17 protein-coding genes and 3 pseudogenes are annotated in these 26241 nt (G+C 61.7%); 4 read left to right on the plus strand and 16 right to left on the minus strand.

Annotated features, from left to right (window positions below; genetic code table 11):
- Positions 1 to 16: 16 nt before the first annotated feature.
- From P3T16_RS15405 to P3T16_RS15430, 6 genes are all read right to left on the minus strand, one after another.
- Positions 17 to 1504: an MdtP family multidrug efflux transporter outer membrane subunit gene (locus P3T16_RS15405; protein ID WP_429342926.1), complete on the minus strand. Its 1488-nt coding sequence runs from the start codon at positions 1502 to 1504 to the stop codon at positions 17 to 19.
- 79 nt (positions 1505 to 1583) lie between these two features.
- The gene (locus P3T16_RS15410) at positions 1584 to 3701 is read right to left on the minus strand and encodes an FUSC family protein (RefSeq protein WP_429342927.1); all 2118 of its coding nucleotides are present in this window, start codon (positions 3699 to 3701) and stop codon (positions 1584 to 1586) included.
- Between the two features lie 9 nt (positions 3702 to 3710).
- The gene (mdtN, locus tag P3T16_RS15415) at positions 3711 to 4769 is read right to left on the minus strand and encodes a multidrug transporter subunit MdtN (RefSeq protein WP_429342928.1); all 1059 of its coding nucleotides are present in this window, start codon (positions 4767 to 4769) and stop codon (positions 3711 to 3713) included.
- 19 nt (positions 4770 to 4788) lie between these two features.
- Positions 4789 to 5031: a YtcA family lipoprotein gene (locus P3T16_RS15420; protein ID WP_429342929.1), complete on the minus strand. Its 243-nt coding sequence runs from the start codon at positions 5029 to 5031 to the stop codon at positions 4789 to 4791.
- Positions 5032 to 5334: 303 nt separating this feature from the next.
- Entirely contained in the window at positions 5335 to 5700 is a 366-nt protein-coding gene (locus tag P3T16_RS15425; protein ID WP_429342930.1) for a response regulator, read from the minus strand.
- 45 nt (positions 5701 to 5745) lie between these two features.
- On the minus strand, positions 5746 to 6384 hold the full coding sequence (locus P3T16_RS15430; protein WP_429342931.1) for a response regulator transcription factor: 639 nt from the start codon (positions 6382 to 6384) through the stop codon (positions 5746 to 5748).
- Positions 6385 to 6998: 614 nt separating this feature from the next.
- Between P3T16_RS15430 and P3T16_RS15435 the strand changes: the two genes are divergently transcribed.
- Positions 6999 to 10412, plus strand: coding sequence for a PAS domain-containing sensor histidine kinase (locus tag P3T16_RS15435; RefSeq protein ID WP_429342932.1), 3414 nt, complete (start codon positions 6999 to 7001; stop codon positions 10410 to 10412).
- A 251-nt stretch (positions 10413 to 10663) separates the two neighbouring features.
- Here P3T16_RS15435 and P3T16_RS15440 read toward each other — a convergent pair whose 3' ends face one another.
- Positions 10664 to 11029 carry a response regulator gene (locus P3T16_RS15440; RefSeq protein ID WP_429255837.1) on the minus strand — a complete coding sequence of 122 codons (366 nt, stop codon included), beginning with the start codon at positions 11027 to 11029 and terminating at the stop codon, positions 10664 to 10666.
- Positions 11030 to 11787: 758 nt separating this feature from the next.
- Between P3T16_RS15440 and P3T16_RS15445 the strand changes: the two genes are divergently transcribed.
- A complete protein-coding gene (locus tag P3T16_RS15445) occupies positions 11788 to 18891 on the plus strand; it encodes a PAS domain S-box protein (RefSeq protein WP_429342933.1) in 7104 nt (2367 codons plus the stop codon).
- A 6-nt stretch (positions 18892 to 18897) separates the two neighbouring features.
- Positions 18898 to 18978: pseudogene (locus tag P3T16_RS15450) on the plus strand (IS5/IS1182 family transposase); the annotation flags it as partial.
- A gap of 14 nt (positions 18979 to 18992) precedes the next feature.
- On the opposite strand, the pseudogene P3T16_RS15455 reads toward P3T16_RS15450, so the two are convergent.
- A pseudogene (locus tag P3T16_RS15455) lies at positions 18993 to 19130 on the minus strand (histidine kinase); the annotation flags it as partial.
- 408 nt (positions 19131 to 19538) lie between these two features.
- On the opposite strand from P3T16_RS15455, the gene P3T16_RS15460 reads away from it, so the two are divergent.
- Positions 19539 to 19931: a DUF3331 domain-containing protein gene (locus P3T16_RS15460; protein WP_429342934.1), complete on the plus strand. Its 393-nt coding sequence runs from the start codon at positions 19539 to 19541 to the stop codon at positions 19929 to 19931.
- A gap of 123 nt (positions 19932 to 20054) precedes the next feature.
- Here the strand turns inward: P3T16_RS15460 and P3T16_RS15465 are convergent, their stop codons facing one another.
- The 8 genes and pseudogenes from P3T16_RS15465 to P3T16_RS15500 all read right to left on the minus strand — a co-directional run bounded on the left by P3T16_RS15465 (position 20055) and on the right by P3T16_RS15500 (position 26229).
- On the minus strand, positions 20055 to 21518 hold the full coding sequence (locus P3T16_RS15465; protein ID WP_429342935.1) for an alginate export family protein: 1464 nt from the start codon (positions 21516 to 21518) through the stop codon (positions 20055 to 20057).
- Entirely contained in the window at positions 21515 to 22450 is a 936-nt protein-coding gene (locus P3T16_RS15470; protein ID WP_429255841.1) for a glyoxalase, read from the minus strand. Before P3T16_RS15470 ends, P3T16_RS15465 begins: the two co-directional genes overlap by 4 nt.
- A 48-nt stretch (positions 22451 to 22498) precedes the next feature.
- The gene (locus tag P3T16_RS15475; protein WP_429342936.1) at positions 22499 to 22726 is read right to left on the minus strand and encodes a hypothetical protein; all 228 of its coding nucleotides are present in this window, start codon (positions 22724 to 22726) and stop codon (positions 22499 to 22501) included.
- Positions 22623 to 23252, minus strand: a pseudogene (locus P3T16_RS15480) (YoaK family protein); the annotation flags it as partial. The pseudogene P3T16_RS15480 and the gene P3T16_RS15475, both read right to left, overlap by 104 nt.
- Positions 23234 to 23470: a DUF1427 family protein gene (locus P3T16_RS15485; RefSeq protein WP_429255843.1), complete on the minus strand. Its 237-nt coding sequence runs from the start codon at positions 23468 to 23470 to the stop codon at positions 23234 to 23236. The gene P3T16_RS15485 and the pseudogene P3T16_RS15480, both read right to left, overlap by 19 nt.
- The gene (locus P3T16_RS15490; RefSeq protein ID WP_429255844.1) at positions 23458 to 23601 is read right to left on the minus strand and encodes a hypothetical protein; all 144 of its coding nucleotides are present in this window, start codon (positions 23599 to 23601) and stop codon (positions 23458 to 23460) included. Before P3T16_RS15490 ends, P3T16_RS15485 begins: the two co-directional genes overlap by 13 nt.
- A gap of 13 nt (positions 23602 to 23614) precedes the next feature.
- Positions 23615 to 25492, minus strand: coding sequence for an amidohydrolase (locus P3T16_RS15495; RefSeq protein WP_429342937.1), 1878 nt, complete (start codon positions 25490 to 25492; stop codon positions 23615 to 23617).
- A 101-nt stretch (positions 25493 to 25593) separates the two neighbouring features.
- Positions 25594 to 26229 carry a hydrolase gene (locus P3T16_RS15500; protein ID WP_429255846.1) on the minus strand — a complete coding sequence of 212 codons (636 nt, stop codon included), beginning with the start codon at positions 26227 to 26229 and terminating at the stop codon, positions 25594 to 25596.
- Between the last annotated feature and the right edge of the window lie 12 nt (positions 26230 to 26241).

The following is a 26241-nucleotide window of genomic DNA, read 5'->3' on the forward strand; positions in this document are numbered from 1 at the left end:
CCCATTGGCGCGCCGTTTAACGCGGCTTCAGTTCGACGGGCGGATCGGCGCGATAGCCGCCGCCGAGCACCTTCGTCAACGCAATCTCCTGATTGAGCATCTGACCGTTGAGCGTGAGCAGCGCAACCTGTTCGGCGATCACCGGCTGGCGCGCTTCGAGCGCCGCGAGCCGGCTCGTCAGTCCGCGTTGATAATAGGCTTCGACGCTGTCCCTCGCGAACGCAATCGATTCGATCCGTTGCTTCTGCAATCCGGTCTCCGCATCGAGGTCCTGTAGACGGCTACCCGTTTGCGCGACGTCGCGTACCGCGTTGAGGACAGCCTGGTTGTACTGCTCGATCAACAGGTTGCTGCCCTCGCGTACGCCGTTCAGGTTCGCGTTGAGCCTGCCGCCGTCGAAGATCGGCAAGGTCAGGCCCGGAATCAGGTTGATCTGCTGGCTTGCATGCGTGAAGAGGTCCGCGAGGTGCAATGCGTTAAAGCCGAAGAACGCCTTGATGTCGAAGCTCGGATAGAACGCCGCCTTCGCCGCGTCGATCCGGTCGAACGACGCCTCTACATACCATCGCATCGCCTGCAGATCAGGCCGGCGGGCAAGCAGTTCGTACGCGAGCGTCGCCGGCAAGGCCGCCTGCGAGCGCGGCAGCGCGACGGGCTCGATCGCGGGCAGGCCATCGGGCCCCGCGCCGACCAGCGCCCGCATCGATTCGCGAAACTGCTTTATCTGCCCTTGCGCCGACACGATCTGCCGTTCGATGGCCAGTTGCTGCGCTCGTGCTTCTTCGAGCAGGGTGCGGGCTTCGAGGCCGCGCGCCGCACGCGCTTCGTGTGCCTGCACCGCGAACACCGCTATCTCATGCGATTCGTTCAGCAGATCGATCAGTTGGTAAGTCGTTTGAATGCCGTAGTAAAGCTGCGTGACATCCGTCGAGATTTCGAGTTCGACAGCGGACGTCTCAGCGAGCCGCGCATTGCTCACGCCGAGCGAAGCGGCGACCTGCGCGCGTTGCTTGCCCCAGATGTCGATGTCCAGGCTTGCGCCAAGCCCGACGACGCCCTCGGTGTACCACGGCCCCGTCAGCCCCGCGGCCGGTTCGTTCTTCGCGAACGGGCCGAGAAAGCCGTTCGCGGAAATATGCTCGCGATCCAGCGACGCCAGCGCGACCACCTGAAGGTTCGTCCCCGCTCTGACAAGCTCGACATCAGACTTCGCCTGCGCGACGCGCGTGCGCGCAATCACCATCGTCGGCGCATCGGCGAGCGCCTGCTCGATCAGCGCGTCGAGCTGCGCATCGCGATAGCGTGTCCACCAGCGCGCGGCGGGCCAGCCGTCGCGCGCGAGATGGATGTCGTTCGCGAGATTGATCTGCCCGGGCGCGATCTCGGTATAGGGCGTGCCGTTATGATGGATCAGCGCGCAACCCGGCAGCACGGACGACATCCACGCGACGCATAAAAGGCATCGACGCCATCGCCAGTCGCGTACACCCGCTCGCGCATTCATGATGCCTCTCGCCGGGCCGCCCCAAGGGAGGCATCCGCCCCCTCGGGGGGCAGCGAACGATAGTGAGCGAGGGGGGCGTTCATGTTCGTATGGCCTGTGATGAGGGCGCCGCGGCGGGTGCCTCGACGCGCCAGTCCGGCAAGCCCGCGACCTGCCGCGACAGTTCGTCCGCTGCGGCGATGAGCGAGCCGTCGGCCGGTGGGGTTGGTTGGGCCGGTTCGACAGCTTGCGCAGCGATCCCGATGCGTCGCGGCGCGCGGGTGTCGGGCGGGTTGGCCGTAAGTTCATCCGCGTACCGGTTGAGTTCGACGGACGCCTGTTCCTGCATCGAGCGCACTGCATCGACCGTTCGTGGGCTCGACGATCCCGCTTGCGCCGCCAGCGTGTTGCGCAGCGCATCGCCAGCGAGCATGATCTCGCGCCCCTGCGCGAGGACGGTTTGCGCGCGCAGTGTCAGCTGCGCCTGCTCCACTTCCTGCCAGTCGGGCTCGAGCGCGACGCGCGACAGCGTCGCTTCGCACTCGGCCAGCACGGCCCACGCCTGCAACTGGCGCTGCGCATAGGGCAACTCGTCCCGTTGGTCGACGCCCGCCTGTGGAGCACGCAACTGTGCGGCAATGGCGCGCAGCATCGTGGCGAGTTTCTGCCGCAGCACGTCGCCCTCGCCCTCGCGCCAGAACGACATCTGCACGAAGGTCGCCACGCAAACGCCCAGCAGAATGCCGACCATCCGGTCGCGGATTTCAGTCAGATTCGTGGTTGGGCTGAACTGGTCGAGCAACGCGAGCGAGAAGGTGAACACCATCTGGAGGCCGGCATAGCCGATCCGCTCCGAACCCGCCGCTATCCACGCCCCGAACGCGACGACCGGCAACGCCATCAGCAGCAGGCCGACGACGTCGTCGAGATGCGGAACGACGAACACGACCATGAACAGCGCCAGCACGCTGCCGACAGCGGCCCCGGACAGCCGCAGCAACGCACGCTGCGTCGATGCGCCGAGGCTCGGCAGCGCGACGATCAGGCAGGTCAGCATGATCGTGTGGACGCCCTGCCAGTCGACAGCGTTGTAGAACACATAGCAGACCAGAACGGCAAGCAGTGTCTTCAGCGAAAAGCGCATGTACGCAGGATTGGTCCACGCGTCCGGCGCGACCATTGGCTCGCTCGCGGGCGGCTTGCCGGGTTCGGCATCGCTTGCAACCAGATCGGCGAATGCATGCAGCGCCCGCTGCAATTCGCCTGCGGCGGGAATCGCGTCGGCTGCATTGCGTTCTTCTGGTGTTGCCGTGCCGATGTAGCGATAGCGCTCGCCCGACATCACCGATTCGTCGAGCGCCTGGACGTTTGCGCGCAGCTCGCGCAACATCGCAAGCCGCGCCGCCGATGCCCCCGGCCACGTATCGGGCAACTCGCTCGCGCCGCGATAAAGACGCGACACCGTCGCGATGCATGCAAGCTGCAACGCCTGATGCTCGCGATAGTGGGGATCGCGCATGGTCGTGAACCGTAGCAGCTTCTGCAAGGTCAGCGCGCCTTGCTGGACGGCCGCCAGCGTAATCGGCGCGGCGCTCGTCGTGCCGTCGATCAGTTGCGTCAGGCGCGTTTCCAGCGCCGCGAGTTGCCGATGGATTTCCGCCTTGAGCTGCAACTGCGGTTCGGCAGGCAACAGCAACGCGTTAACCACGAGCGTCAAGGCGATCGGATAGTTGACGGCGACCCACACCCACAGCACCGCGCGGATCAGCAGGTCGGCCTGATCGGTCTGGTCCACGAAGCTCTGCACGTAGATCACGACGATGGCGACGATGAAGAACACCACGCCGATCTTGAGAACGCGAATCAGATAGACGCTGCCGAAGAACAGCAGACTCGCGATCACGATGCGTAGCAACGGATAGTCGAATGTGAACTTCAGCACCAGAATCGACAGGCCGATCGCGAGCGTCGATCCGACCATGAACATCACGCCGACCAGCCGCGTGACCACCACGTTCGACTGCGTGACGTAGAACACCACCAGCAGCGACAGCGCGAGCTCCGGCACTTCGAGCGCCATCGACACGACGATCACGATGGCGCTCGTCAGCATGCAACGCAACATCACGTTGAGACGCCCGGGGAAAGGCGCAAGCTCGCGCCTCAGGAAAGCGCCTGCATCGCGCAGCGTGACGGGCAGGTAGTCGGTGGCGGCCATGGGCGCTCCTCAATGGCGCTCGCCGTCATTGCCGCGCCCGGGTTCCAGCACGGCCACCGCCGACGTACCGACGCGAAACAGCTCCGGGTTCGGATTGTCGACCCGTATCTTCACCGGGAAGCGCTGCGATACATGGACCCAGTTAAGCGTGCGTTGAATGCGCGGCAAGCCGCCAGGCAATGCAAGGCCGGCTTCATCGGGCGCGACGCCGTAACTGATCGAATCGACCGCGCCCTGGAAGCGCTGGCCCGTATCGCTCATCAGGTAGACCGTGGCGGGCGTGCCCGTCCTGACGCCCTTGAGCTCGGTCTCGCGAAAGTTCGCGACCACGTACCAGCGGCGCGTATCGATCAATGTGAAGACGGGTTTGAGCGCCGTTGCAAACTGGCCTGTCGATGTCTTCAATGACACAATGCGTCCGTCGAACGGTGCTCGGACCGTCGCATACTCGAGGTTCAATTCCGCAATCGAGATCTCCGCCATGACGACGGCACGTTGCGCGACCAGCGCATCGACGCCGCTCACAGCCGCTGCCGCCTGCTGCGCCTGCAGTTGCGCGGCGCTCAGTTCGGCCTGCGTGGCGCGTTGTGCGGTGCGCGCACGGTCGACGTCTTCCGCCGACACATAACCGTGTGACAAAAGTGGCTCCATGCGGTGCAGCGTATCGGACGCCTGGCTGGCTGCGGCCCGCGAGCGTTCGACGGCCGCACGCACCGACTGCGCGTTGTACTGCTGCGCATTGACCGTGCGCTGGGTCAGTTCGATCTGGCGGTCGAGCGCGACGAGGGACGCGTTGCCCCGCGTCAGCGCATCCTGATACGGACGCGGATCGATGCGGAACAGCAGATCGCCCTGCTTCACCGCCTGATTGTCGTGCACGGCCATCTCGACGATGCGCCCGTTGACCTCAGGCACGACGTCGATCGTATCCGCGTAGACGTAGGCGTCGTCGGTGCGCGGCGCACGGTCAAGCAGCCGGATGACGAAAACCAGCAACAGCAGCGTCACCACGACCAGGACAATGGCCGGCCATTTGCTTTTCGATGTTTTGCTGGCAGTTGTCGCCATTGCATCCGCCTGAGGAGCTTCAGTGTTGGAACAGCATCAACCAGACAGCGAGTGAAAGGAAAGTGACAAGCGTGGGATACACCACGGCCGAAGGTCCCAGCAGATGGCCGGCCTGAAAACGCTTGAAAACCAGATAGATGACGACCGTGAGCACAACGCCCGCGACGATACAGAACAGCCAGTCGGGAAAGTACGCGCCGAGCACGCCAATGGATGGCGAACCTGCACACCCTGACACGAGAACCGCGGCAATCGCGGCCATCCCGATTGCACGCTTTGGACATCTGCCTCTGGCGGTTGGAATGTGTCGTTTCAAAGTCGTCCCTGCGGTTGGAATCAAGGTAGTCGGCCGCGCTCCGCTCGCCGGGAGATTGTAAACGTATCAATTCGTCACAATAACGCCGAAAGAGGTATTCCGCATTACATGAATATGCAATGTCGTCGCAAGAAACAACGATGTAAAACTGAGCGCCAAGTTCGTCGGCATCGTACATGCCTCGACGGATTCCCGGGCTTTCGGACCGGCGCTGCATGCGCCGCGGGCGTCACCTTAAACACCAACCGTTCAAGCGATACTATCCAGCAGATCCAGCAACGCATCTCCGTCGACAGGCTTTCTGAAGAAGCCTAATGCGCCTCTCTGCAGATAGTAGTCTTCCGTATGCTCGCTCGGTTTGCCTGTGATAATGATGACCGGCGTGGCTGCGTCCGAATGAACCGTTCTTTCGAGCACTTGAATGCCGTCAATGGGCCGCATTCCCAGGTCGGTGATAACACATACCAGACCCGAGTGGCCGTCGGAAAAAAAATCCAGCGCAGATTCGTAGGCCCGTGTTCCATACCCGCCAGAGGCAAGCAGGTTCGCAAAAGACGTCAGAACGCGTCGGTCATCGTCAATCACGGCAACGGTTCGAACCGGAGGCGTGGGCATTTTTCTCTCCAGGTCCTCGAGTCCAACAAAGAATTAGCGTTAGCGTCAGGCATCGGAGGTGGTCGTAGACGATGTTTCAAGATGCAGTTTGCTCGCCTGCCTGACCAGAGCGGCGAATGAATCCGCCTGCATTTTTCTCATGATGTGGCCGCGATGTACCTGCACGGTGTATTCGGTGATACCAAGGACTGCCGCCGCCTGCTTGTTGAGCAGGCCGCTTGCGAGTAACGGCAAAAGCTCCTGCTCTCGAGGCGTCAGCGATTGGTAGAGAGCCTGGAGTGCCGCTGTCTCTTCCGCCTCCTTGCGAAGAACGTGCGCCCTGGCGAGTGCCGCATCAACCGCGCGCGTCAACGCATCTTCATCGAGGGGCTTGGTGAGGAAGTCAACCGCCCCGCCCTTCATGGCCAGGACCGTGGACGGTACATCTCCCCTTCCGGTAATGAAAATGACGGGAATCTGTGAGTCCCTGCTGACAAGCTTCTGGACTTCCAGCCCACTCATGCCTGGCATTCTCAAATCCAGGATCAGACATGCAACGACGTTTTGACGCGGTGTGTCCAGAAACTCCCTGCCGGATTCGAATGCCTGGACGTTCCTTCCGTTTGCGCGCAGCAGCGCAGAGAGTGCTTCTCGCACCCGCCTGTCGTCGTCGACTACATAGACTAATTCGCTTGCGGATTCCATGGAACCCCTCTGTGGTTAGGTGAAAACCTCTCCTAACGTTGGCACAGCCGGTCAACGATAATCTCGCTGAATGCCCCTCTCACGCGGTCGTGCCGACAAAAAATTATAACTGTCGGAATCGTCGCCCGGAAGCACGGGCAGCCGTGTTTCGTATTACATGAATATGTCATGTCACCTCCAAAAAAGAGGTTGTAAGCTTAATTGTTTCGCCTCATCGGCTCGACCGGAAATTCCCGATGCGGCGCGCCTGGATACGCGTCACTGCTATCAGCCCGAGCATGCTGCGCGTCGACGCGAACGGCAAACAGACAGTCAGTCTGGCGGCGGTTGGACCTTTGACAGTTCGACTATGTTCTTCAAAACTGCGGCTTCGAAAAAGCTGATCCCCCAGATGCAGGCAGCCACTCGCAATGGTCTGACATATCTCCATTGCCCTCGTATTCGATTCGTGCCACAACGGTGTGCGCGACCAGACCTCGCCAGTACTACACAAAATAACCGGCGACACTCCCCGCTCAATTTGCAGGCAAGGCCCCGATGCGCTGGAAATCCCGTCATTTGCAGGGAAATGCAGAGTACCACTATCCAATGCGCCGACGAACTCCGAGGTTGACATGCTTACCGTGTTGATACCGCCCCCGTCCCGGGTTGTCGCCCTCAGCATCGCCATAGCCGGTGCGTCAGGAGTGGCAGGGCTACTCGAACCGATTACGGGCAGCCTCGGCCTCGTTTTGATTGTCCTGTTCACGCACTTTTTCGGCCGCAACTGCGGGCGTCTGGCTGCTGGGTTCGCCTCGCTTGGGGTAGCCGGAGCGGTGTTGGCTTCCAGTCACCCTCCTCTCGCCTCCGGTTCGATCGCCCGCTCCACCCTCGCAATCGCCGCGGCATGGCTTTGTGCCGAGCTGGTCTCCCGGCGCCCCCGGCAGCCAGGCTCAACTGCCGGATTGAAGGATGAGCCGTTTGGCGAGCAAGTCTGCCAACAAAGCCAGACACTTCAAAGCATCAGCAATCTCTTTCCCGGGTATGTGTGGACTGCACTGCCCGATGGCTCCACCGAATACCGCAGTCCCAGCCTGTTCGAATACACAGGCATAAAAGAAGCACATAACTGCGACTCTTTCCGAGCCGCAATCCACCCCGACGACCTGCAGGCAAACGACCGATATTGGGCCGCACTCCGGGCCGGAAACGACCCGGAAGAGCTCGAGTTTCGACTCAGGCGGTCCGACGGCGAGTACCGGTGGTTCCTCTGCCGTGTCAAAGCCATAAGAAGCGACAGCGGACGGCTACTGCGATGGGTCGGCGTGAGCTGGGACATACATGACCGGAAGACTGCCGAATCGCTTCTTCGAACCGAAGAGGAAACCTGGCGGCGCATTGTGGATAGTGTGCCGGCATGCGTATGTGTCGGCGGTCCAACCGGCGACCTTCTCTACGTGAATAAAGTCGGTGTCGCCGCGCTTGGAAGACCGATGGAGGATTTAGTCGGCGACCGATGGATGGCTTACATTCACCCCGATGACGTGCAGGCCGCACGGCAACAATGGACAGCGTGCATTGCCGCGCGTGAACCGGTCGACATTGCCGTGAGGATGCTACAGCATGACGGTGTATACCGCTGGCAGCGTCTTCTAGCGGAGCCATCACGCTGCCAGAACGGGGACGTCATCAACTGGTACCTCGTCGGAATAGAAATCGAAGAGACCATCAAGGCTCAACAGGCATTAGCGGCAACTGAGAGAGAAGCCAGAGAGCTCCTCCACCGATTACCGGGCCGCTTCGCGACCCGGACAGAGCACGATTTCGACTTCATCAGTCAGCAGACACTTGAGGAAACGGGAACTACGCTTGAAGGCATAAAAAGTCTCGGCTATCTGAGTTTCATTCACCCCGATGATCGCGACAGAGTAAAGGAGGGGCATCTTCGCTCTGTTCAGGAAAAGAGTGCGCACGATACTACCTACCGATGGGCGGACCGCGACGGTAATTATCGATGGCGTCACTCGCGCTCTGTTCCCTACTTTAACGAAGACGGAAGTGTCTACAAGTGGTATTCCGTGACCGTCGACATTGATGATCTTTACAGGTCCAAAGAGGTCATTCGTGAACGGGAAGCGCAACTGAACTGGTTGACAGAGAATGTTCCTAGCCTGCTCTGGCGTACGGACTCCGATGGCCGCCTGGAATACGCAAACAAGCGCACTGAAGACTACACCGGGCTACAGCTCAATGATTTGAAAACGAACGGCTGGCTTCACCTGGTGCACCCGGATGACTCTGCGTCAACCATTGAAGCCTGGCAAGATTCCCTCGATAGCGGGAGACCTTACGATCGGGTCCATCGGCTCCGCGCGGCCGACAACACGTATCGCTGGTTTCAATGCAAAGGCACCCCCATGCGGGATGCCAACGGCGATATTGTGAAATGGTATGGTCTTTCGACGGATATCCACGAGCGGCAGTTAGCCCAAGAGGTCCTTCGCACGGAAGAGTTCAATTTGCGAAGGCTCGTAGACGCATTGCCCGCGATGATCTGGAGGGCCACACCGCAAGGAGAAATCGACAGATGGAATCGGCAAATGCTAACGTTCATGGGAAAGAGCGGGGAAGAAATTGACAAAGAAATGTTGCTTAACCTCATCCCGGAAGCTGACCGTCTTCGTGTCCGCTCGCGCCGGAAGCAAGCTGTCGACGAAGGTGCGTCGTACCAGGACACGTATCAGGTTACTGGCGCCGATGGGAAACTGCACTGGTACCTCGTTCGCGGCGAACCGTTTCGCGACGAAAGCGGGCAGGTTCTACACTGGTACGGCGTATGTACGGACATCAGCGATCTCAAACAAACGGAAGCAATGCTCGAACAGCGGGAGCACCAGCTACGCGCGCTTATCGACACCATCCCGGCCATGCTCTGGTGCAATGACCCACAAGGGCGGCTCACTTACATCAATCGGAAAACCTCTGAATTCCTTGGCCTGGGCATTTCGCAGCTCGTGGACCTTGGCGATATGTATCCCGTCCACCCTGACGACCTGGGCAGCCTGGCTCAAGCCTGGACACACTCGATCGAGACTGGCGAACCGCACTGCCACGTTGCCCGGCTTCGCCGAAAAGACGGTGTTTATCGATGGTACCAGCACACCGCTGAAGCAATGAGAGACGCCGGCGGCAACATTGTTCAATGGTATGGACTCAGTCTTGATATTGACGAACGAACGCGTGCGGAGGACCGGCTCAGACAGACTCAGGCTGAACTCGCGCGGGCAACCCAGATTGCCACGGTCGCAGAACTCTCGGCATCCATCGCACACGAACTCAATCAGCCTCTCACGTCCGTTATCGCCAATGCGCAGGCCTGCAAACGGTGGCTCGCAGCGTCTCCGCCAAATTTGAGCGAAGCCAGGGCTTCTGTGGAAAGCGTAGTTCGAGATGCCCGTTCCGCTGACGAGACGATGCAAAGCATCCGCGCGCTGTTCAAGCGGCAAACATTCCGGAAGCGGGAACGGAATGTGAAAGACATGGTCCTCGAAGCCGTACGACTGCTGCGGGAAGACGAAACCAGGCGTACCGCCGACATCGAGTTCGACTTGCCTGATGGCCTGCCTCCAGTGTTCGTAGACCAGATACAGATTCAACAGGTCCTTCTTAACCTTATCTCGAACGGGATAGAGGCCACGGAAAACTCGGGACGCACACCTAAGATTCTCATTACCGCAAGCCCCCTTGATGACCGGTTCGTGCTGCTCGAGGTCATCGATAACGGTTCGGGCATCGTCGGTGGCGACAGCATATTTGACGCATTCGTCACGACCAGGAGCAAGGGAATGGGCATCGGGCTTGCGGTGTCCCGCTCCATTATCGAAGCTCATGAGGGTCGTCTTACTGCCACCAATAACGAGGGCTACGGAGCCACCTTCAGCGTCGTCCTGCCAGTCTTGCCTGTCCAGATTTTCCAACAGGATATGTGGGCGCCAAATAATGCATCCGGGGCGACTTTTGCCGCTCATACCTCTACACGGGGGCTGTAGAGGAACTTGATTGGCTTTCGGAAAATTAGCCAGATAACTTCCGTTTTGGGCAGATTCCGCGTCGAAACGTCAATGTGAGTGCGGTGGTCAGTTATTTCGGACAGGCAGACAGGTTCTTTCACTGTCGACCTGTCCGGGGAGATTAGACCACTACACTGATTACATACCAGGCAGGCTTAACCTGAAGCTAACGCCGCCTTAATAAAGCAATCAGGTCGGCGATTCGAACATGACAAGACCCACCAACACGTTCAAGCGATACTATCCAGCAGGTCCAGCAACGCGTCCCCATCGACAGGCTTTCTGAAGAAACCCAATGCGCCTCTCTGCAGATAGTAGTCTTCCGTATGCTCGCTCGGTTTGCCCGTGATAATGATGACGGGTGTCGTTGCGTCAGAATGAACCGTTCTCTCGAGCACTTGAATGCCGTCAATGGGCCGCATTCCCAGGTCGGTGATAACGCATACCAGACCCGCGTAGCCGTCGGAAAAAAAATCCAGCGCAGATTCGTAGGCCCGTGTTCCATACCCGCCAGAGGCAAGCAGGTTCGCAAAAGACGTCAGAACGCGTCGGTCATCGTCAATCACGGCAACGGTCCGAACCGGAGGCGTGGTCATTATTTTCTCCGGGTCATTGAGCCCAACAAAGAATTGGCGCTAACGTCAGGCATCGAATGTTGTCGCCGACGATGTTTCGAGTTGCAGTTTGCTTGCCCGCCTGACCAGCGAGGCAAATGAATCCGCTCGCATTTTTCTCTTCTCGCACCCGTCTATCGTCGTCGACCACATACACCCGTTCGCTTGCGGATTCCATGGAACCCCTCTGTTGTCAGGTGAAAGCCTCCCCTAACGTCGCACAGCCGGTCCACGATAATCTCGTTGAATGTCCCTCTCACGCGGTCGTGCCGACAAAAAAATTATAGCCGCCGGAATCGTCGGACGAAAGCACGGGCTGCCGTGTTGTGCACTACATGAATATGTAATGGCACCACCCGATACGAAGCTGTAAATTTATCACTTCGCCTCGAAAATAAATCCCTTTGACGCTGACCGCGCCCTTTCCCACCGGTTGCCATTCCTGCGCCCAGCAGACGCTGGGTCAGGGCTCGGTGCAACTCAGCAATCACCACTTTTCGACAAGCACGGTCGTCTGTACCTACCGAGATGGGTTTATCTTGGACGACTAATATCTTGTATTCTCTGATACTGTTTCAACGGTCGTAATGAATCGATCGTAGGCGCTCGATCATCGCCAGCCAGCCTGCCGCGCGCGGCCTTACAGCGTTCTCGCGGAGTACACGAAAGGCGTCGGTCCTGCAGACGTCGCAGGCCGGCCGCTCACGACGCGGGCAAGCACCAGAATGGACCGGCATTCCATGAACCAGATCGAACTCGATATGGATCGCGCTCCGTGGCTCCGCGCGCGTGACCGAATAGTCCTTGTTCCCGAAGATTCCAGCTACAAGCTTCTCGACGGTCTCCTCGATGCGCCGATGGACTCTGGGACCTTCCTGCGCCTCGCTATTGGCATCGCGTCGGCGCTGGCCAAAGTCCACCGGAGTGGGCTCGTGCACAAGGACGTCAAGCCGGCCAACATCCTGGTCAATCCCGATAGTGGTGAGGCCAGGCTCACGGGTTTTGGCCTCGCGTCGCGGCTTACGCGAGAGCGTCAACGGTCCGAACCGCCCGAGTCCATCGCCGGTACGCTCGCCTATATGGCGCCGGAGCAGACCGGGCGGATGAATCGTTCAGTCGACTCCCGCAGCGATCTCTACGCATTCGGCGTGACGCTCTACCAGATGCTCACGGGAAGTCTGCCATTCACTGCAACCGATCCGATCGAATGGGTGCATTGCCACATCGCGAGAGAGGCGGTGCCGCCGCACGTGCGTGTCGCCCACCTGGCACCGGTCCTCTCCGCGATTGTGGTGAAGCTGCTCGCCAAGACCGCGGAGGAGCGCTATCAGACCGCGGAAGGCGTTGAAGTGGACCTGCGACGCTGCCTGGCGCTTTGGGAAACCGGGCGACGTATCGGTGAATTCCCGCTCGGCGAGAACGACACGCCAGACCAGTTGATGATTCCCGAGAAACTGTACGGGCGGTCGCGCGAGGTCGAGACATTGCTTGGCGCCTTCAGACGCGTCGTCGAAGGCGGGGCGCCAGAACTGGTGCTGGTCTCAGGATATTCCGGCATTGGCAAGTCGTCCGTCGTCAACGAACTACACCGGGTGTTAGTGCCTTCGCGCGCGCTCTTCGCCTCCGGCAAATTCGATCAGTACAAACGCAACATCCCCTATTCGACACTCGCGCAAGCCTTTCGGAGTCTGTTACGGCCACTGCTTGGCAAAAGCGAGGCGGAGCTTGCGGCCTGGCGCGACGCGCTGCGGGAAGCGTTGGGACCGAATGCCGGACTCATCGTGGATCTCGTTCCCGAAGTGGCGCACATCATCGGAGAGCCCGCGCCAGTCCCCGAGTTGCCTCCACAAGAAGCGCACCAGCGGTTTCAGCTCATGTTCCGGCGGTTCATCGAAGTTTTCGCCCGGCCGGAACATCCGCTCGTGCTATTCCTCGACGATTTGCAATGGCTCGATGTGGCGACGCTCGACCTGATAGAGGACCTGTTGACCCGGTCCCATCCGCAGAACCTCATGCTGATCGGCGCCTATCGCGACAACGAAGTCAATTCCGCGCATCCGCTGATGTGCAAGCTCGATGCCATCAAGGCCGCCGGTGGCAAGGTGGCGGAGATCACGCTCGCGCCGCTTGCCCGGGAGCATCTGGAACAGTTGATGGTGGACGCGCTTCGCTGCAAGCCCGAGCGGGTCGCGCCGCTCGCGGGGCTGGTGCATGACAAGACCGCCGGAAATCCATTCTTCGCCATTCAGTTCATTGCTTCGCTGACAGAAGAGGGGCTGCTTTTCTTCGATCATGATGCGGCGCGCTGGTCGTGGGACCTCGATCGCATCCACATGAAGGGCTATACCGACAATGTGGCGGAGCTCATGGTTGGCAAGCTGACCCGCCTGTCGACCGAAACGCAACAAGACCTGCAGCTGCTTGCGTGCATGGGGAACAGCGCCGAGCTCGCCCTGCTGGAAACAGTTTCCCGGCGGCCGGCAGACGATCTCCATGGCCGGCTTTGGGAAGCAATTCGAGCCGGTCTCATCGCCTGCACGGAGCAATCCTGCTGCTTCGTGCATGACCGGGTTCAGGAGGCGGCGTACTCCTTGATCCCGGAGGAGGCGCGTGCGCAGATCCATCTCCGGATAGGCAGAGTTCTCGCTGACTGCATGCCGCCGGAAAAGCTGCCGGAGATGATCTTCGAGATCGTCAACCAGTTCAACCGCGGCGCGCACCTCATCACGTCACAGGACGAGCGCGAGAGGCTCGCCGAGCTGAGCCTGATCGCCGGCAAGCGCGCGAAGACCTCATCCGCCTACGCCTCTGCGCTGACGTATCTGCGCGCCGGCGCGGCGCTGATGCGGGAGGATGCGTGGGAGCGCCGGCAGGAGCTTGCCTTCGCCCTGGAACTGCATGGGGCCGACTGCGAGCTCTGGATGGGCGCACTGCCGTCCGTGGAGGAACGTCTCGCGGCGCTGGCTACGCGCGCTGTCGACACGGTCCAGCGAGCGGCCGTCGCGAGCCGGCGCGTGGATCTTTACACGATGCTCGGGGCAGGCGACCGCGCGGTCGCGCTGGGTTTGGAATACCTCCGGCATGTGGGCATCGATTGGGCAGCCCATCCCACCCAACAGGAAGCGCATCGCGAGTACGAGCGGATCTGGTCACAGGTCGGAAGTCGGCCAATCGAGGATCTCATCGACCTGCCGCTGATGGAGGATCCGGAGTCTCGCGCGACGCTCGACGTGCTGACCGCCCTTGGACCGCCGACGTTATACACCGACGAGAATCTGTACGCGCTCACCACCTGCAGGGCGGTGAATCTCAGCCTCGCGCGTGGCAACAGCGACGCCTCACCTGCGCATTATGTCGCGGTCGGGATTATCGCCGGCGACCGCTTTGGCCATTACGACGAAGGTTATCGACTTGGAGAGCTGGCGTGCGATCTGACCGAACGCCGCGGATTGAAGCGCGTGGGAGGAAAGACCTATTCGATCTTCTCGCTCGTGGTACCTTGGACACGACCGCTTCGGGAGGGTATCGATCCGGCCCGACGTGGCTTTCAGATCGCGAATGAGCAGGGCGACCCGTCGTTTGCTGCATACGCCTGCAGCAATATCAGTTCCATTCTGCTGGCCTCAGGCGATCCACTCGATCAGGTTGCACGTGAAGCCGAGCACGGTTTGGAGTTCGCGCGCACGGTGCGGTTCGAGTTCGTCGTCGACATGATCTCTTCCTCGCTCGCGCTCGTTCGGGCTCTCAGCGGCGAGACCGCGAAATTCGGCTCGCTCGACGATGACTCGTTCACGGAGCACGCGTTCGAGGCGCGCCTCACCGGCCACCCGGCTCTGGCCTTGCCCGAATGTTTCTACTGGATCCGAAAGCTGCAGGCACGCTACTTCGCTGGCGACTACGCATCGGCTATCGATGCCGCGGAAAAGGCGGAAAAATGGTTTTCGACATCAGCGTCGCTTTCGGTCAAGCTGTTGGAGAGAGCGGAATACCACCTCTATGCCGCCCTTTCTCGCGCCGCCTGCTGCGAGCCCACGGGGCCCGATCTGTATGCAAAGCATCGCGAGGCGCTGTCGGCACATGACAAACAACTCCGGGCATGGGCGGAAAACTGCCCCCAGAACTTCGAGGATCGTGCGGCGTTGGTCGGCGCGGAGATTGCGCGCATCGAGGGGCGCCTGCTCGAGGCAATGGATCTGTACGAGCGAGCCATTCGCTCTGCGCGTTCGAATGGCTTCGTTCAAAACGAGGCGCTGTCCTACGAACTGGCTGCCCGCTGCTACGCCGCGCGCGGCCTTGAGGAGATTGCACATCTCTACCGGGGAAACGCATGGCGCGCCTATCTGCGGTGGGGAGCCTATGGGAAGGTGCGACAACTCGAACAGCTCTATCCCGCGTTGCGGCAGGACGATCGTGTCCCGGGCCCTGCGGGCACGATCGCCGCGCCGGTTGGAGATCTGGATCTGGCCACTGTGATCAAGGTGTCGCAGGCAGTGTCGGGCGAGCTCGTCCCGGAAAAGCTCATCGAAACGCTGTTGCGCACGGCCATCGAACATGCCGGCGCGGAACGTGGTCTGCTGATCCTGCCTCGTGGCAACGAATTCCTGATCAAGGCGGAGGCGAAGACTTGCGGCGGATCCGTGACGGTCAGCCTGCGCGAGACGCCAGCTTCCGCGGACACGCTTCCCGAGTCGGTGGTCCGTTATGCCGCGCGTACCCGGGAGAGCGTGCTTCTCGACGATACTTCAGTCCCGGGTCCGCATACCGCCGATCAGTACATCGTTGCGCAGGGCGTCCGGTCGGTACTCTGTCTGCCGTTGATGAAGCAGGGTGCGCTGGTTGCACTGCTGTACCTGGAAAACAGGCTTGCTCCAGGCGTTTTCACGCCTGGCAGGATTTCTGTCCTGAAGGTGCTTGCTTCCCAGGCGGCGATTTCGCTCGAAAACAGCAGTCTGTACGCTGAAATCCGGGAACGGGAAGCGCAGATCCGCCGGCTGATCGACGCCAACATCGTCGGAATTTTGTTTTGGGACGAGGGTGGTCAGATTTTCGAGGCCAATGACGCGTTTCTTCGCATGGTCGGATACGAGCGCGAGGATCTCGTCTCGGGTCGCTTGCGGTGGACCGACTTGACGCCTCCCGAATGGCTCGACGGCCAGCGAGAACAAAACTTGCAGCAGTTCAGGCGGACCGGCAGCCTGCCTCCCTATGAAAAGGAATATTTCCACAAGGATGGCAGCCGGGTGCCGGTGCTGATCGGCGTGGCCGCTTTCGACGAGATATGCGAGCGCGGTGTGGCCTTCGTCGTGGACATGACGGAGCGCAAGCGCGCGGAGGTGGAGTTGCGGCGCAGCCGCCAGTACCTGGCAGAGGCGCAGAAGGTCAGCCACACCGGAAGCTGGGCATGGAGCCCCGTTTCAAATGCCGTTCTGTACTGGTCGGACGAGTGTTATCGCATCCTCGGCCACGATCCTGCGAAGGGCCTGCCTTCGTTCGAGCAATTAGCGCAGGACGTTTATCCGGATGACCGCACCCGGATCGTGGAGAGCCTGGGTAAGGCCGTGCGCGAAGGTTCCGACTGGGAAGCCGAGTACCGGCTCGGCAACTTCGATACCGGAGTGAGAACCGTCCGTTCCGTGGGGCATCCGGTTCTGGACCGCTCGGGCCAGGCGATCGAGTACATCGGCACCGTGATCGATGTCACGGAGCAAAAGCGTGCAGAAGAGGAACGCAGAGAGTACCTGTGGTTCCTCGAATGCATGGACCGCATCAACCGCGCCATGCAGCGAACGAACGAGGTCGAGGGCATGACGCGCGGCGTGCTTGAGGAGGCGCGGGCCATCTTCAATTGCGATCGGGCCTGGCTGGTATATCCCTGCGATCCTGATGCGCCGACGTGGCGCGCGGTGATGGAGCATACGCATCCGGACTATCCGGGCGCCTTCGCGCTCGGCCAGGAGCTGCCGATGGACGCCCGGGCGGCGGAATCCCTGCGCGACATGCTGCACGCCCCAGGGGCGATGGTGGATCCAGGCATCCCGCCGGAGATTCGCCACCGGTTCAACATCCTGTCGACGATCGCGATCGTGGTTCGCCCCAAGGGCGACAGGCCGTACCTGTTCGGGCTGCATCAGTGCTCGCATTTGCGCTCCTGGAGCGCCGTGGAGCGGCGGCTCCTCGAGGAAATAGGCAGGCGCCTGGAAGATGCGTTGACGAGCGCGCTCGCGCACCGCAACCTGCTCGCTAGCGAGGAGGCGCTGCGCACGAGTGAGGAACGCTTCCGAACCCTAGTCGACCACGCGACGGATGCCATTTTCCTGTACGACGAGGAAGGTATCGTGCTCGACGTGAACCGTCAGGCCTGCGAGGCGCTGGGTTATACGCGCGAAGAACTCGTCGGCATGCGCAGCTGTCAGTTCGACCACGACATCACGCCGGAAAAGACCCAGTGGATCAGGCGGCGACTGCGCGAGGTCGGAAGTGTGACGTTCAACGGCCGCCGCCGGCGAAAAGACGGAAGTCTCTTTCCCGTCGAGGTGCGTGCACGGGCGTTCAACCGCGGTGGGCGCCTTTACGCCATCGCACTCGCCAGCGACATCACCGATCGCAGGCGCCGTGAGCAGCGGCAGCTCGCGCAATTCAGCGTCACACGGACGCTGTCGGAAGCGGGCTCGCTCGAAGAGGCGGTATCGCGCATTCTGCGCGAGATGTGTGAGGCACTCGAGTGGGATCGTGGCGCATTCTGGCGCGTCGATCCGGAAGCGGGCGTGCTGGTGCGCGTGCAAACATGGCCGTCGGCCACCTTCGCGCGGGCCGGCTCCGGGTTGGTGTCCAGGACGGGCGGCTTCGGCATGGGGCTCCCGGAGCGAGTCTGGTCGAGCGGCGCACCTGTATGGATTCCCGACATGGCGCTCGATCGGGAGTCCCAGCGGGAAGAACCGGCCGCGAAGAAAGGACTCCGTGCGGCCTTCGCCTTCCCGATCACGCTCAGGAGCGGCGTAGTGGGCGTGTTCGAATTCTTCAGCCGCGAGGTCCGCGATGCCGATCCCGAGCTTGTGCAGATGATGAACTCCGTCGGCTTCCAGGTCGGGCAATTCATCGAGCGCACACGAGCGGAAGACGCGCTGCGACACGCACGGGAAAAGCTTGCGCAGGCGTCACAGGTGGCGACTGTAGCCGAGTTGTCCGCGTCCATCGCCCACGAAATCAACCAGCCGCTGCAGGCCGTTGTGGCCAATGGGCAGGCGTGCCGGCGCTGGCTCGCTGCGACGCTGCCCGACATCGACAAAGCCCGACTCAGCGCCGAAGCCATCGTCCGTGACGGATATGCCGCGGCGGACGTGATAAGCCGTATTCGCGCGCTGTTCAAGCGCACGGTGCCGGCAAAGGTCGATCTTGACATCAATAAGCTGATACTTCAGGTCTGCACGCTGATGGCTGACGAAATCCAGGGGAACGCGATCTCGCTCGAGACCCAGCTAGCCCAGGACGTGTCGATGATCAGAGCCGATGCCGTGCAGATTCAGCAGGTGATCGTCAACCTTGTGCGCAACGCCATCGAGGCGTTGTCAGCGACGGAGGAACGACCGAAGTCGCTATTGATCCGCTCCCGGCGCGACGGGGGCAACGTGGTGGTCGACATTCAGGATGAAGGCATGGGGCTCGCGAATCTGGAAACGATATTTGAGCCATTTACCACTACAAAGGAAACGGGCATGGGCATGGGGCTCGCAATCTGCCGGTCGATTGTCGAAGCACACACCGGCCGTATCTGGGTCGTGCGCAATGAGGTCCGCGGCGTGACGTTCAGCTTTAGCCTTCCGACGGAGACTTCGGATACAACGTGAAACCCGCGTTCCCGAGGTGGACTGAGCACCAGGCTGCATCTGGCGGTCGATTCGACGGGTCGTCCGTTGCGACCGACCTCTGGCCAACATTCGACAGGCCTTCATTCGTCTTCCCTGGTTTCGACGGCTGCGAGCGGCAACGCAACGGTCAGTGCGAAGCCTTGATTGGGTGCGGTCTGGATCCGGATAGCGCCGCCCAGGCGGGCAGCACGCTCCCGCATTCCCAGCAGGCCGAAGCGTCCGCGCCGTCCTCTATCACATGCAGCGGATTCAGCACCTTGTAGTAGTGCGAGAGGCGGGCTTCCGGCAGACCGGGCCGCTGTCGACGTTCCACGCCTGCGACACCATCGTTCAGGCGATAAGACACACTCCAGATTCATGTAGTAGCGGCCCGCAAGTCTGCTACGTATCATCAAGCCAAGGTCGCGCGTTGGCTCAACCCAGGCACGTCACATAAGACTGCGGGCAATCCACTGGCGGCGCATCACCAGAAATTGATCGCGCGCGGCATCTTTTCAGGAATTCGGCGTCGCTACCTGACGGGACCACGCACGACGGTCGTTTGACATGTCATGAGGCTTTCTGTTTTTTTTTCAGATCAATCGCCTGACCTCCTGTTTGTCTGGTGAGAATCGAGGAACCGCATCATGCAAGCTCCCTTTGAAGCAGACAGAACGTGGCAGTCAACGATCGCGCTCCTCTCGAGCGAAGGCGAAGCAGGGCCGACCATTGTGTCCAGTCGCGTCCGCCCGATATCCGGCGAAGGCTGCTTTTCGAAATGTGCCATCCGGGTTCTGGAGCGCGATGGGCAGAACTGGGCGACCGTTGCGTGGAGCGACGCGACGTCCTGCTGCTACGGCGAACAGCTATGGCGGCGCTGCATCGCGAGGAAAGCTGGAGTTTGCGCCCTGAGTGGCCAGGCCATTGCAAGAGGCAATGCCGTGTATCGACCCAGGCGTGTTCGACTTCCACCACGAAACATCGAAGCGATGATTCTGGCCACAGTCATGGAAACTATCCCTGTGGAGGAAGGTGTCTGACGGTACAAATCAGGCTTTTTCGTCAACGCCGCCGCGTCCGCCAGGCATCACGACCCGCCTGCAGGACCATGGGCGCGCAGTGCAGCGCATCGTCCGCAAAACGTGAGCCGATCGAATACACAGTCACCATCCGAACTTCGCTTCGACGCCCACATAATCCGCATTGTGCGCCCCTAGTGCGCGAATCGAATCGCCGACTTCGAAATGCACCGCTTCCAGCGCGAGCGCCACGTTCGAGCTGACGAGCCAGTCGGCCCGAATCTGCGCATACATCCCCGTCCAACGCGTTCCCTTCCCTGCCGTGCCGGGCACCACAGCCATCCCCTGGCCGTAGATCGCATCGGCTGCCGTCGCGCGCCACTGGAGACCGAGCGCCGTCAGTAACGTGACCTTCGGCGACACCTTGAACGTGATCGACGGCTTCACGTGAATCAGGTTGCTGTAGCCGGTGTATCCCGCCAGCGTGAAGTAGTAGCCGTTGGGAAACAGCGGATTGAACGTTTCGACACGTCCATCGCCGGGATGCCGGTCGCCCGATGCGCCATCCACCTGCAAGCCAACACGCGGCGAGCCCGCCACCGATGCGAACGTATAGCCGCCCAGCAGCCCGAACGCCCACGCGCCAATCGTGCTCTTGCCGACGCGCCCCGTCTGCACCATCGTTTCCGCGTCCCAGTCGAACGGCGCGACCTTGCCCGCGTAACGCACGTCGAATACATCGCGATGCTCGGTGCCTGCCGCATCGAGAAAGCGCGCGTTGTCGCGGTCGTAGCGCGACCAGTACGCGGACAGATCGCCCGGCCCCGTGTTCGCGCGTTCGACGCGCACGCCGCTGAACGTGAGATGCCGGTTCGACACATCGTCGAAGGCCGTGACGTCGCGGTTCTGCACGGGTTGCGTCATATAGCCGATGAAGCGCCACTTGTCGATTTCATAGTCGGCCCACAGCGCATCGAACGCCTGACGGACGTTCGGCCCGTCGCGCACCGAGACGAACCGCTGCAAGTCGAAAGCCATCTCCTGGCGGCCGACGCGCGCCTTGAGCGTGCCGCCGCCCACCCCATAGACGAACGCGACGAACGCCTGCTCGATATCGAGGGGATTCTTGTCGACGGGCGAAACGGAATCCTTGCCGAAGGGCCGCGCATCCTCGAGTTGAAAAAACGCCTGCACATGCTGACCGATGCGGGCATCGGCATGCACTTCGGCGCGCTGGATCACGTAGCTGTCGGGCCGCGCGCTGCCAAGCCCGAAGAGCGGCGTGTTGTTCAGTTCGAAGCGCTCGCGCAGGTCCGCGCCGAGCGACAGATACGCTGACGGATCGCTGCCGAGTGGGATGTACTTGAGCGCATCGAACGGCTTACGCGGCACGCACGGATTCGCCAGAACCGACCAGTCTTCCTGCCAGCGGTTGAACGACAACGCCGACGGCCGCTTCGCGGTGCATTGAGGCGCAGCGGCCGCGCCCGCATCCGCCGTGTTATCGGCGGCGAACGCGGTCGCGCCGTCTGTCAAACCGCACACCGCCAGCGCGGCGAACGTGGCCGCGGTCGACATCTTGCGTCTTACCGATGGACGCATCGTCATTTGCTCAGTTCGTGAATCTCGGCGACATAGCCGCCGGGAAACTCGACCATCGCCGTGCGCCCTTCGACCGTACGGTTCGGCGCCGCCAGCAGCTTCACGCCGGTGCCCTGCGCCTTCGCAAGCGTCGCCTCGAGATCGGCAACCTGATAACCGGTCATCTCGCGGCCGAACGGATAAGGCAGCTTGCCGTCCGTCACGAACACGAGCATGTTGCCGAAGCCGGACGCGATGCGCACGCGCCGGATCGTCTCGCCGGGCCGGCCGATTTCGCTGCCGTCCGCATGGCGGTTGTCGGAGACGACCTTGCCGTGCGAGAAGCGCAGGAAGCGTCTGATCAAGTTATCCGCGGATTGCCCGGACACATAGACGCGATTGTCGGGCACCGTCTCGAGCGGAGCATACGAAGGCGCCTTCGTATGCCAGTACAGTTGCATGTTCAGGCCGCCGGGCCACTGGATGATCGCATCCTTCCCGATCGGATCGTCGAACGTATCGACGATCACGTCCGCACCCGCTGCGCGTGCGGCACGCACGGCCTTGTCCATATCGGTCACGAGATAGCCCGTGCGCTCGTTGCCGAACGGATACGGTATCGGCGTCTGGAACGCGAACACCGACAACATGCCGACAGGCGTCTGCACGTATTGCGAAGCCGTCTTGCCCGGCGTCGGCGTGACCGTGAAGACCGCGCGCTGCGAAGCCTTGCCGCCGAACGTCGCAACAATGCTGTCGACGAACGCGTCGATGTCCTGGCTCGAGACATACACATGCGTCGTGTCGTACTGCGGACCGACCGACACGACGGGCACGCTCTTGCCCGCGTTCTGATGCTCGGCATCGGCGAAAGCCGGCGAGCCGGCCAGCGCCACGCCGAGCGCCGCGATCGACACGACGGCGGCCCGTAACAATCGATACATCTTGACGGTACTCATAAAAACACTCCTTGCGGGTGATGGATGCCGCAGCTTCGCGCGATGCAATCAGATTCCGACTTGCGGCGTGCCCGTCTTGCGCGCCAGCACAGCGAGCAGGCATAACGTGGCGAGCGGCAGCAGCAGCGCCCAGAATGACGCGAGCAGATATCCCGCCGCGCCTGCACACGCGCCCATTGCAAAACCGGCGATGGGCGGCAGCGTGCGCAACAACCGGCTGCGCGCCGCGCGCCGCGCGCCGCGCTTCCAGGTCGCCGGATGAGAACAGCAGATCAAATGCGTCGATCACGGCCTGCGTGACGTTGCCCGTCATCACCGTGTTCGCGACGACAGAGCGCGCCGTCAAACGCCCATGCGCGTTTTGCACGCCCATCGCTGCTGCGCCGAGCAGGCCGCAGGCGATGGTCATCGGCGCGTCGGCATCGGTGACAGGCACAGCCAGCTCGCCCACAGCCATGTAGCCCGCCAGCAGCGCCGCCTGCAGCATATATAACGCGCATGCGCGCGCGCCATGTCCGCGATGAGGCAGCCTGTTGTCGAGCACGCGAGCGAACACGATTCCCGCGATGAATGCGGGAAACGCGAGCCACTTGATCAGCAGGCCATGCCCGGCGTTCGCGAGCTCCGAGCCGATGAGAATGAAGTTGCCCGTCACGTGCGCGGTGAGGAGACCGAACAGCGCAACGAAGCCGAACGTATCGACATAGCCCGCTGTCAAGGCCAGCCACGTGTCCTCGCCCGGGACGTGATCGAGCGGGTGCGCCGCGAGCCGCGCATCTGCGCCTACTGGTCGCTGCTGCATGACGAGGTCGGCTTGCCGCTGGCGACGGGCGGCGCGTTTTGAGTTTGCGCAACGGGCGGGCGTATCTGCGCCTGCACGAGCGGAATCGCATGCTCGCCGATGACGATGCCAAGCAGCCCCGCGAGCGCGATCAGCGGCGGCGCGGGCGATTGCACGCGCACGAAGTAATACAGCAGGCCGACCACGAGGCCCGCGCCCAGTGAAATCAGATATGGCATGGCTCACTCCTCATGCGCAGTTCAGGCCTGCCGTAGCCCGGACGCATGCGTCCATGCACGAGCAGCACGAGCACGCTCGCTGCGACGCGCAGGAACAGCAGCGCGGCGGCGGGGGCGGAAAGGCGGTTCATTGCCTGCTTGCGCCTAGAACGCGAAGCAGCTGCAACCGAGCGCGCCCCAGAACGTATTCGCGTCGCTGGCGGGCACGTTGCTGCGCCACGCCCACGCATGCGCATGACGATGCACGCCACACAGGTTCACACACGCGTCGTTGCACGACTGCTGCAGCGACGCCGTGGGACGATAGCGCGCATAGCCGCCGTACTCCGCGACGGGCGACCACGTCGGGCTGACGGGCAGCGCGGGCGGGCCGAACCTTTCGAACTCGTCGGCAGCGTAGACGACGCGGCCGTTGACCACCGTCAGCACCGAAGTCAGATGCTTGATGGCGCCTTCGTCGATCGTGAAATAGTCGTCGCTAAGCACCGCGAAATCGGCAAGCTGGCCAGGCACAAGCGCGCCCTTCTTCGTCTCGTCGTTCGAGAACCATGCGCTGCCCACCGTATATCGGCGCAGCGCCTCCATGCGATCCAGACGGTCCTGCGCCGCGTACATCGGCGTGCCGCCCACCGTGCGTCCCGAAACGAGCCAGTACAGCGAAACGAACGGATTGAAGCTCGCGACGCGCTTCGCGTCCGTCCCCGCGCCGACGGGCAGCCCTGCCGCGAGCATCTGCCGAACAGGCGGCGTGTGCGCGATGGCCTCGGCGCCATAGCGGGCGATGAAGTATTCGCCCTGATACGCCATCCGGTGCTGGACGGCGATGCCGCCGCCCAGCGCGGCAATGCGTTCGATATTGCGCGCAGAAATGGTTTCGCAGTGGTCGAAGAACCAGCGCAGGCCGTCGAAAGGTGTGCCCTGATTGACGCGCTCGAATACGTTGAGAAAGCGCTCGATCGACTCGTCGTAGGTTGCGTGCAATCTGAACGGCCAGCGGTTTTGCACCAGCAGTCGCACGACAGCTTCCAGTTCGCTCTCCATTGCGCCCGGCAGGTCGGGACGCGGCTCCAGAAAATCTTCGAAGTCGGCGGCGGAGAACACGAGCATTTCGCCCGCGCCGTTCATCTTCAGGAAATCGTCGCCGTCGCCGGGCTTTGTGAGCTTGACCCACTTCGCGAAGTCTTCGATTTCCTTCTTCGCGTTCTGCGTAAACAGGTTGTAGGCGATACGCACTGTCAGTTCGTTGCGCTTTGCGAGCTCCATGATGACCGCGTAGTCGTCGGGATACGCCTGATAGCCGCCGCCCGCATCGATAGCGCTCGTCACGCCGAGCCGGTTCAGTTCGCGCATGAACTGGCGTGACGAATTCAACTGGTCGTCGAACGGCAGCTTCGGTCCTTTTGCGAGCGTCGCGTACAGCAGGCCCGCATTCGGACGCGCGATCAGCATGCCCGTCGGATTTCCACGCCGATCGCGCTGAATCTCGCCGCCCGGCGGATTCGGCGTTTCGCGGTCATAGCCGACAGCGCGCAGCGCCGCGGCGTTGAGCAGTGCGCTGTCGTAGAGGTGCAGGATAAAGACAGGCGTATCCGGCGCGATCGCGTTGATCTCTTCAAGCGTCGGCCCTCGCTTCTCCGCGAACTGGAATTCGTTCCATCCGCCGACGACGCGCACCCATTGCGGCGCAGGCGTGCGCGCGACCTGCGCACGCAGCATCTCGAGTGCATCGCGCAGCGACGGCACGCCATCCCAGCGCAGTTCGAGATTGAAATTCAAACCGCCGCGAATGACGTGAAGATGCGAATCGTTGAGGCCCGGAACGACGGTGCGCCCCCTCAAATCGATGCGACGGGTGGACTCGTTCGCCCATTGCATCATGTCGTGATCGTTGCCGCTCGCGACGATCACGCCTTTCGCGACAGCGAGCGCAGTCACGAACGAACGCTTGTCGTTCTGCGTCGCGATCTTGCCGCTATAGATCACTATGTCCGCAATGCGGGTGGGCCGAATAGACGCGGTCATCGTCGCTCTCCCTGGTCGTGGTCAGGCGCATCTCACGCGCGACGACAGCGGCGTCGCGCGTGAAAGCATGGTGTGGGAATGCTTGGGGCGATCAGCCCCGATCAGCCCGCCTCGCTCGCGTGTTCGCCGAGAATCTGCTTCGCATAGCGCACGCCAATGCCATACGAGGTGTGCGCCTTGAAGATATCCATGGCGCCGTCGTACGTTTCGCCGCGCGCCCAGTCGCGTTGCAGTTCGCACATGAACTGCACCGACGTCATCGGCACGGCGCCTGCCTGGACGACGCGCTGCACGGCACGCTCATGGGCTTCTTCGGTGATGTCACCGCAGGCATCCGTCGGCACGTAGATCTCGAAGCCTTCGGCCAGCATCTGCACGGTCGGGAAAGCGACGCACACTTCCGTCCACAGACCGGCGATCACGATCTTCTTGCGGCCCGTGGCCTTGATCGCATCGCGAAAGCCCTTGTCTTCCCACGAGTTCATCGACGTGCGATCGATCGGTTTCGTCTCCGGAAACACCGACTGAACTTCCGGCAGCAGATGGCCGCTAAAAGAATCGGCGGCGACCGTCGTCAGAACGGTCGGCACCTTGAAGAGCTTCGCGCTCTTCGCGAGAATCTGGACGTTGTGCAGGATGGTCGAGCGCTCGTGCGAGTGCGTGCCGAAGAACATCTGCGGCTGGTGGTCGATAAGCGCGAGTGCGCATGTGTCGGGCGTCAACAGTTCATAGGCCATGAATAGCTCCAT

It is taken from the genome of Paraburkholderia sp. GAS42 (genome assembly GCF_050436565.1).
GTDB lineage: Bacteria > Pseudomonadota > Gammaproteobacteria > Burkholderiales > Burkholderiaceae > Paraburkholderia.

Excerpts from the sequence above, each read along its gene's own strand:
- P3T16_RS15405 (WP_429342926.1), bottom strand. The coding sequence starts at position 1,504 with ATGAATGCGCGAGCGGGTGTACGCGACTGGCGATGGCGTCGATGCCTT.
- P3T16_RS15410 (WP_429342927.1), bottom strand. The coding sequence starts at position 3,701 with ATGGCCGCCACCGACTACCTGCCCGTCACGCTGCGCGATGCAGGCGCT.
- mdtN (WP_429342928.1), bottom strand. The coding sequence starts at position 4,769 with ATGGCGACAACTGCCAGCAAAACATCGAAAAGCAAATGGCCGGCCATT.
- P3T16_RS15420 (WP_429342929.1), bottom strand. The coding sequence starts at position 5,031 with ATGGCCGCGATTGCCGCGGTTCTCGTGTCAGGGTGTGCAGGTTCGCCA.
- P3T16_RS15425 (WP_429342930.1), bottom strand. The coding sequence starts at position 5,700 with ATGCCCACGCCTCCGGTTCGAACCGTTGCCGTGATTGACGATGACCGA.
- P3T16_RS15430 (WP_429342931.1), bottom strand. The coding sequence starts at position 6,384 with ATGGAATCCGCAAGCGAATTAGTCTATGTAGTCGACGACGACAGGCGG.
- P3T16_RS15435 (WP_429342932.1), top strand. The coding sequence starts at position 6,999 with ATGCTTACCGTGTTGATACCGCCCCCGTCCCGGGTTGTCGCCCTCAGC.
- P3T16_RS15440 (WP_429255837.1), bottom strand. The coding sequence starts at position 11,029 with ATGACCACGCCTCCGGTTCGGACCGTTGCCGTGATTGACGATGACCGA.
- P3T16_RS15445 (WP_429342933.1), top strand. The coding sequence starts at position 11,788 with ATGAACCAGATCGAACTCGATATGGATCGCGCTCCGTGGCTCCGCGCG.
- P3T16_RS15460 (WP_429342934.1), top strand. The coding sequence starts at position 19,539 with ATGCAAGCTCCCTTTGAAGCAGACAGAACGTGGCAGTCAACGATCGCG.
- P3T16_RS15465 (WP_429342935.1), bottom strand. The coding sequence starts at position 21,518 with ATGACGATGCGTCCATCGGTAAGACGCAAGATGTCGACCGCGGCCACG.
- P3T16_RS15470 (WP_429255841.1), bottom strand. The coding sequence starts at position 22,450 with ATGAGTACCGTCAAGATGTATCGATTGTTACGGGCCGCCGTCGTGTCG.
- P3T16_RS15485 (WP_429255843.1), bottom strand. The coding sequence starts at position 23,470 with ATGCCATATCTGATTTCACTGGGCGCGGGCCTCGTGGTCGGCCTGCTG.
- P3T16_RS15490 (WP_429255844.1), bottom strand. The coding sequence starts at position 23,601 with ATGAACCGCCTTTCCGCCCCCGCCGCCGCGCTGCTGTTCCTGCGCGTC.
- P3T16_RS15495 (WP_429342937.1), bottom strand. The coding sequence starts at position 25,492 with ATGACCGCGTCTATTCGGCCCACCCGCATTGCGGACATAGTGATCTAT.
- P3T16_RS15500 (WP_429255846.1), bottom strand. The coding sequence starts at position 26,229 with ATGGCCTATGAACTGTTGACGCCCGACACATGCGCACTCGCGCTTATC.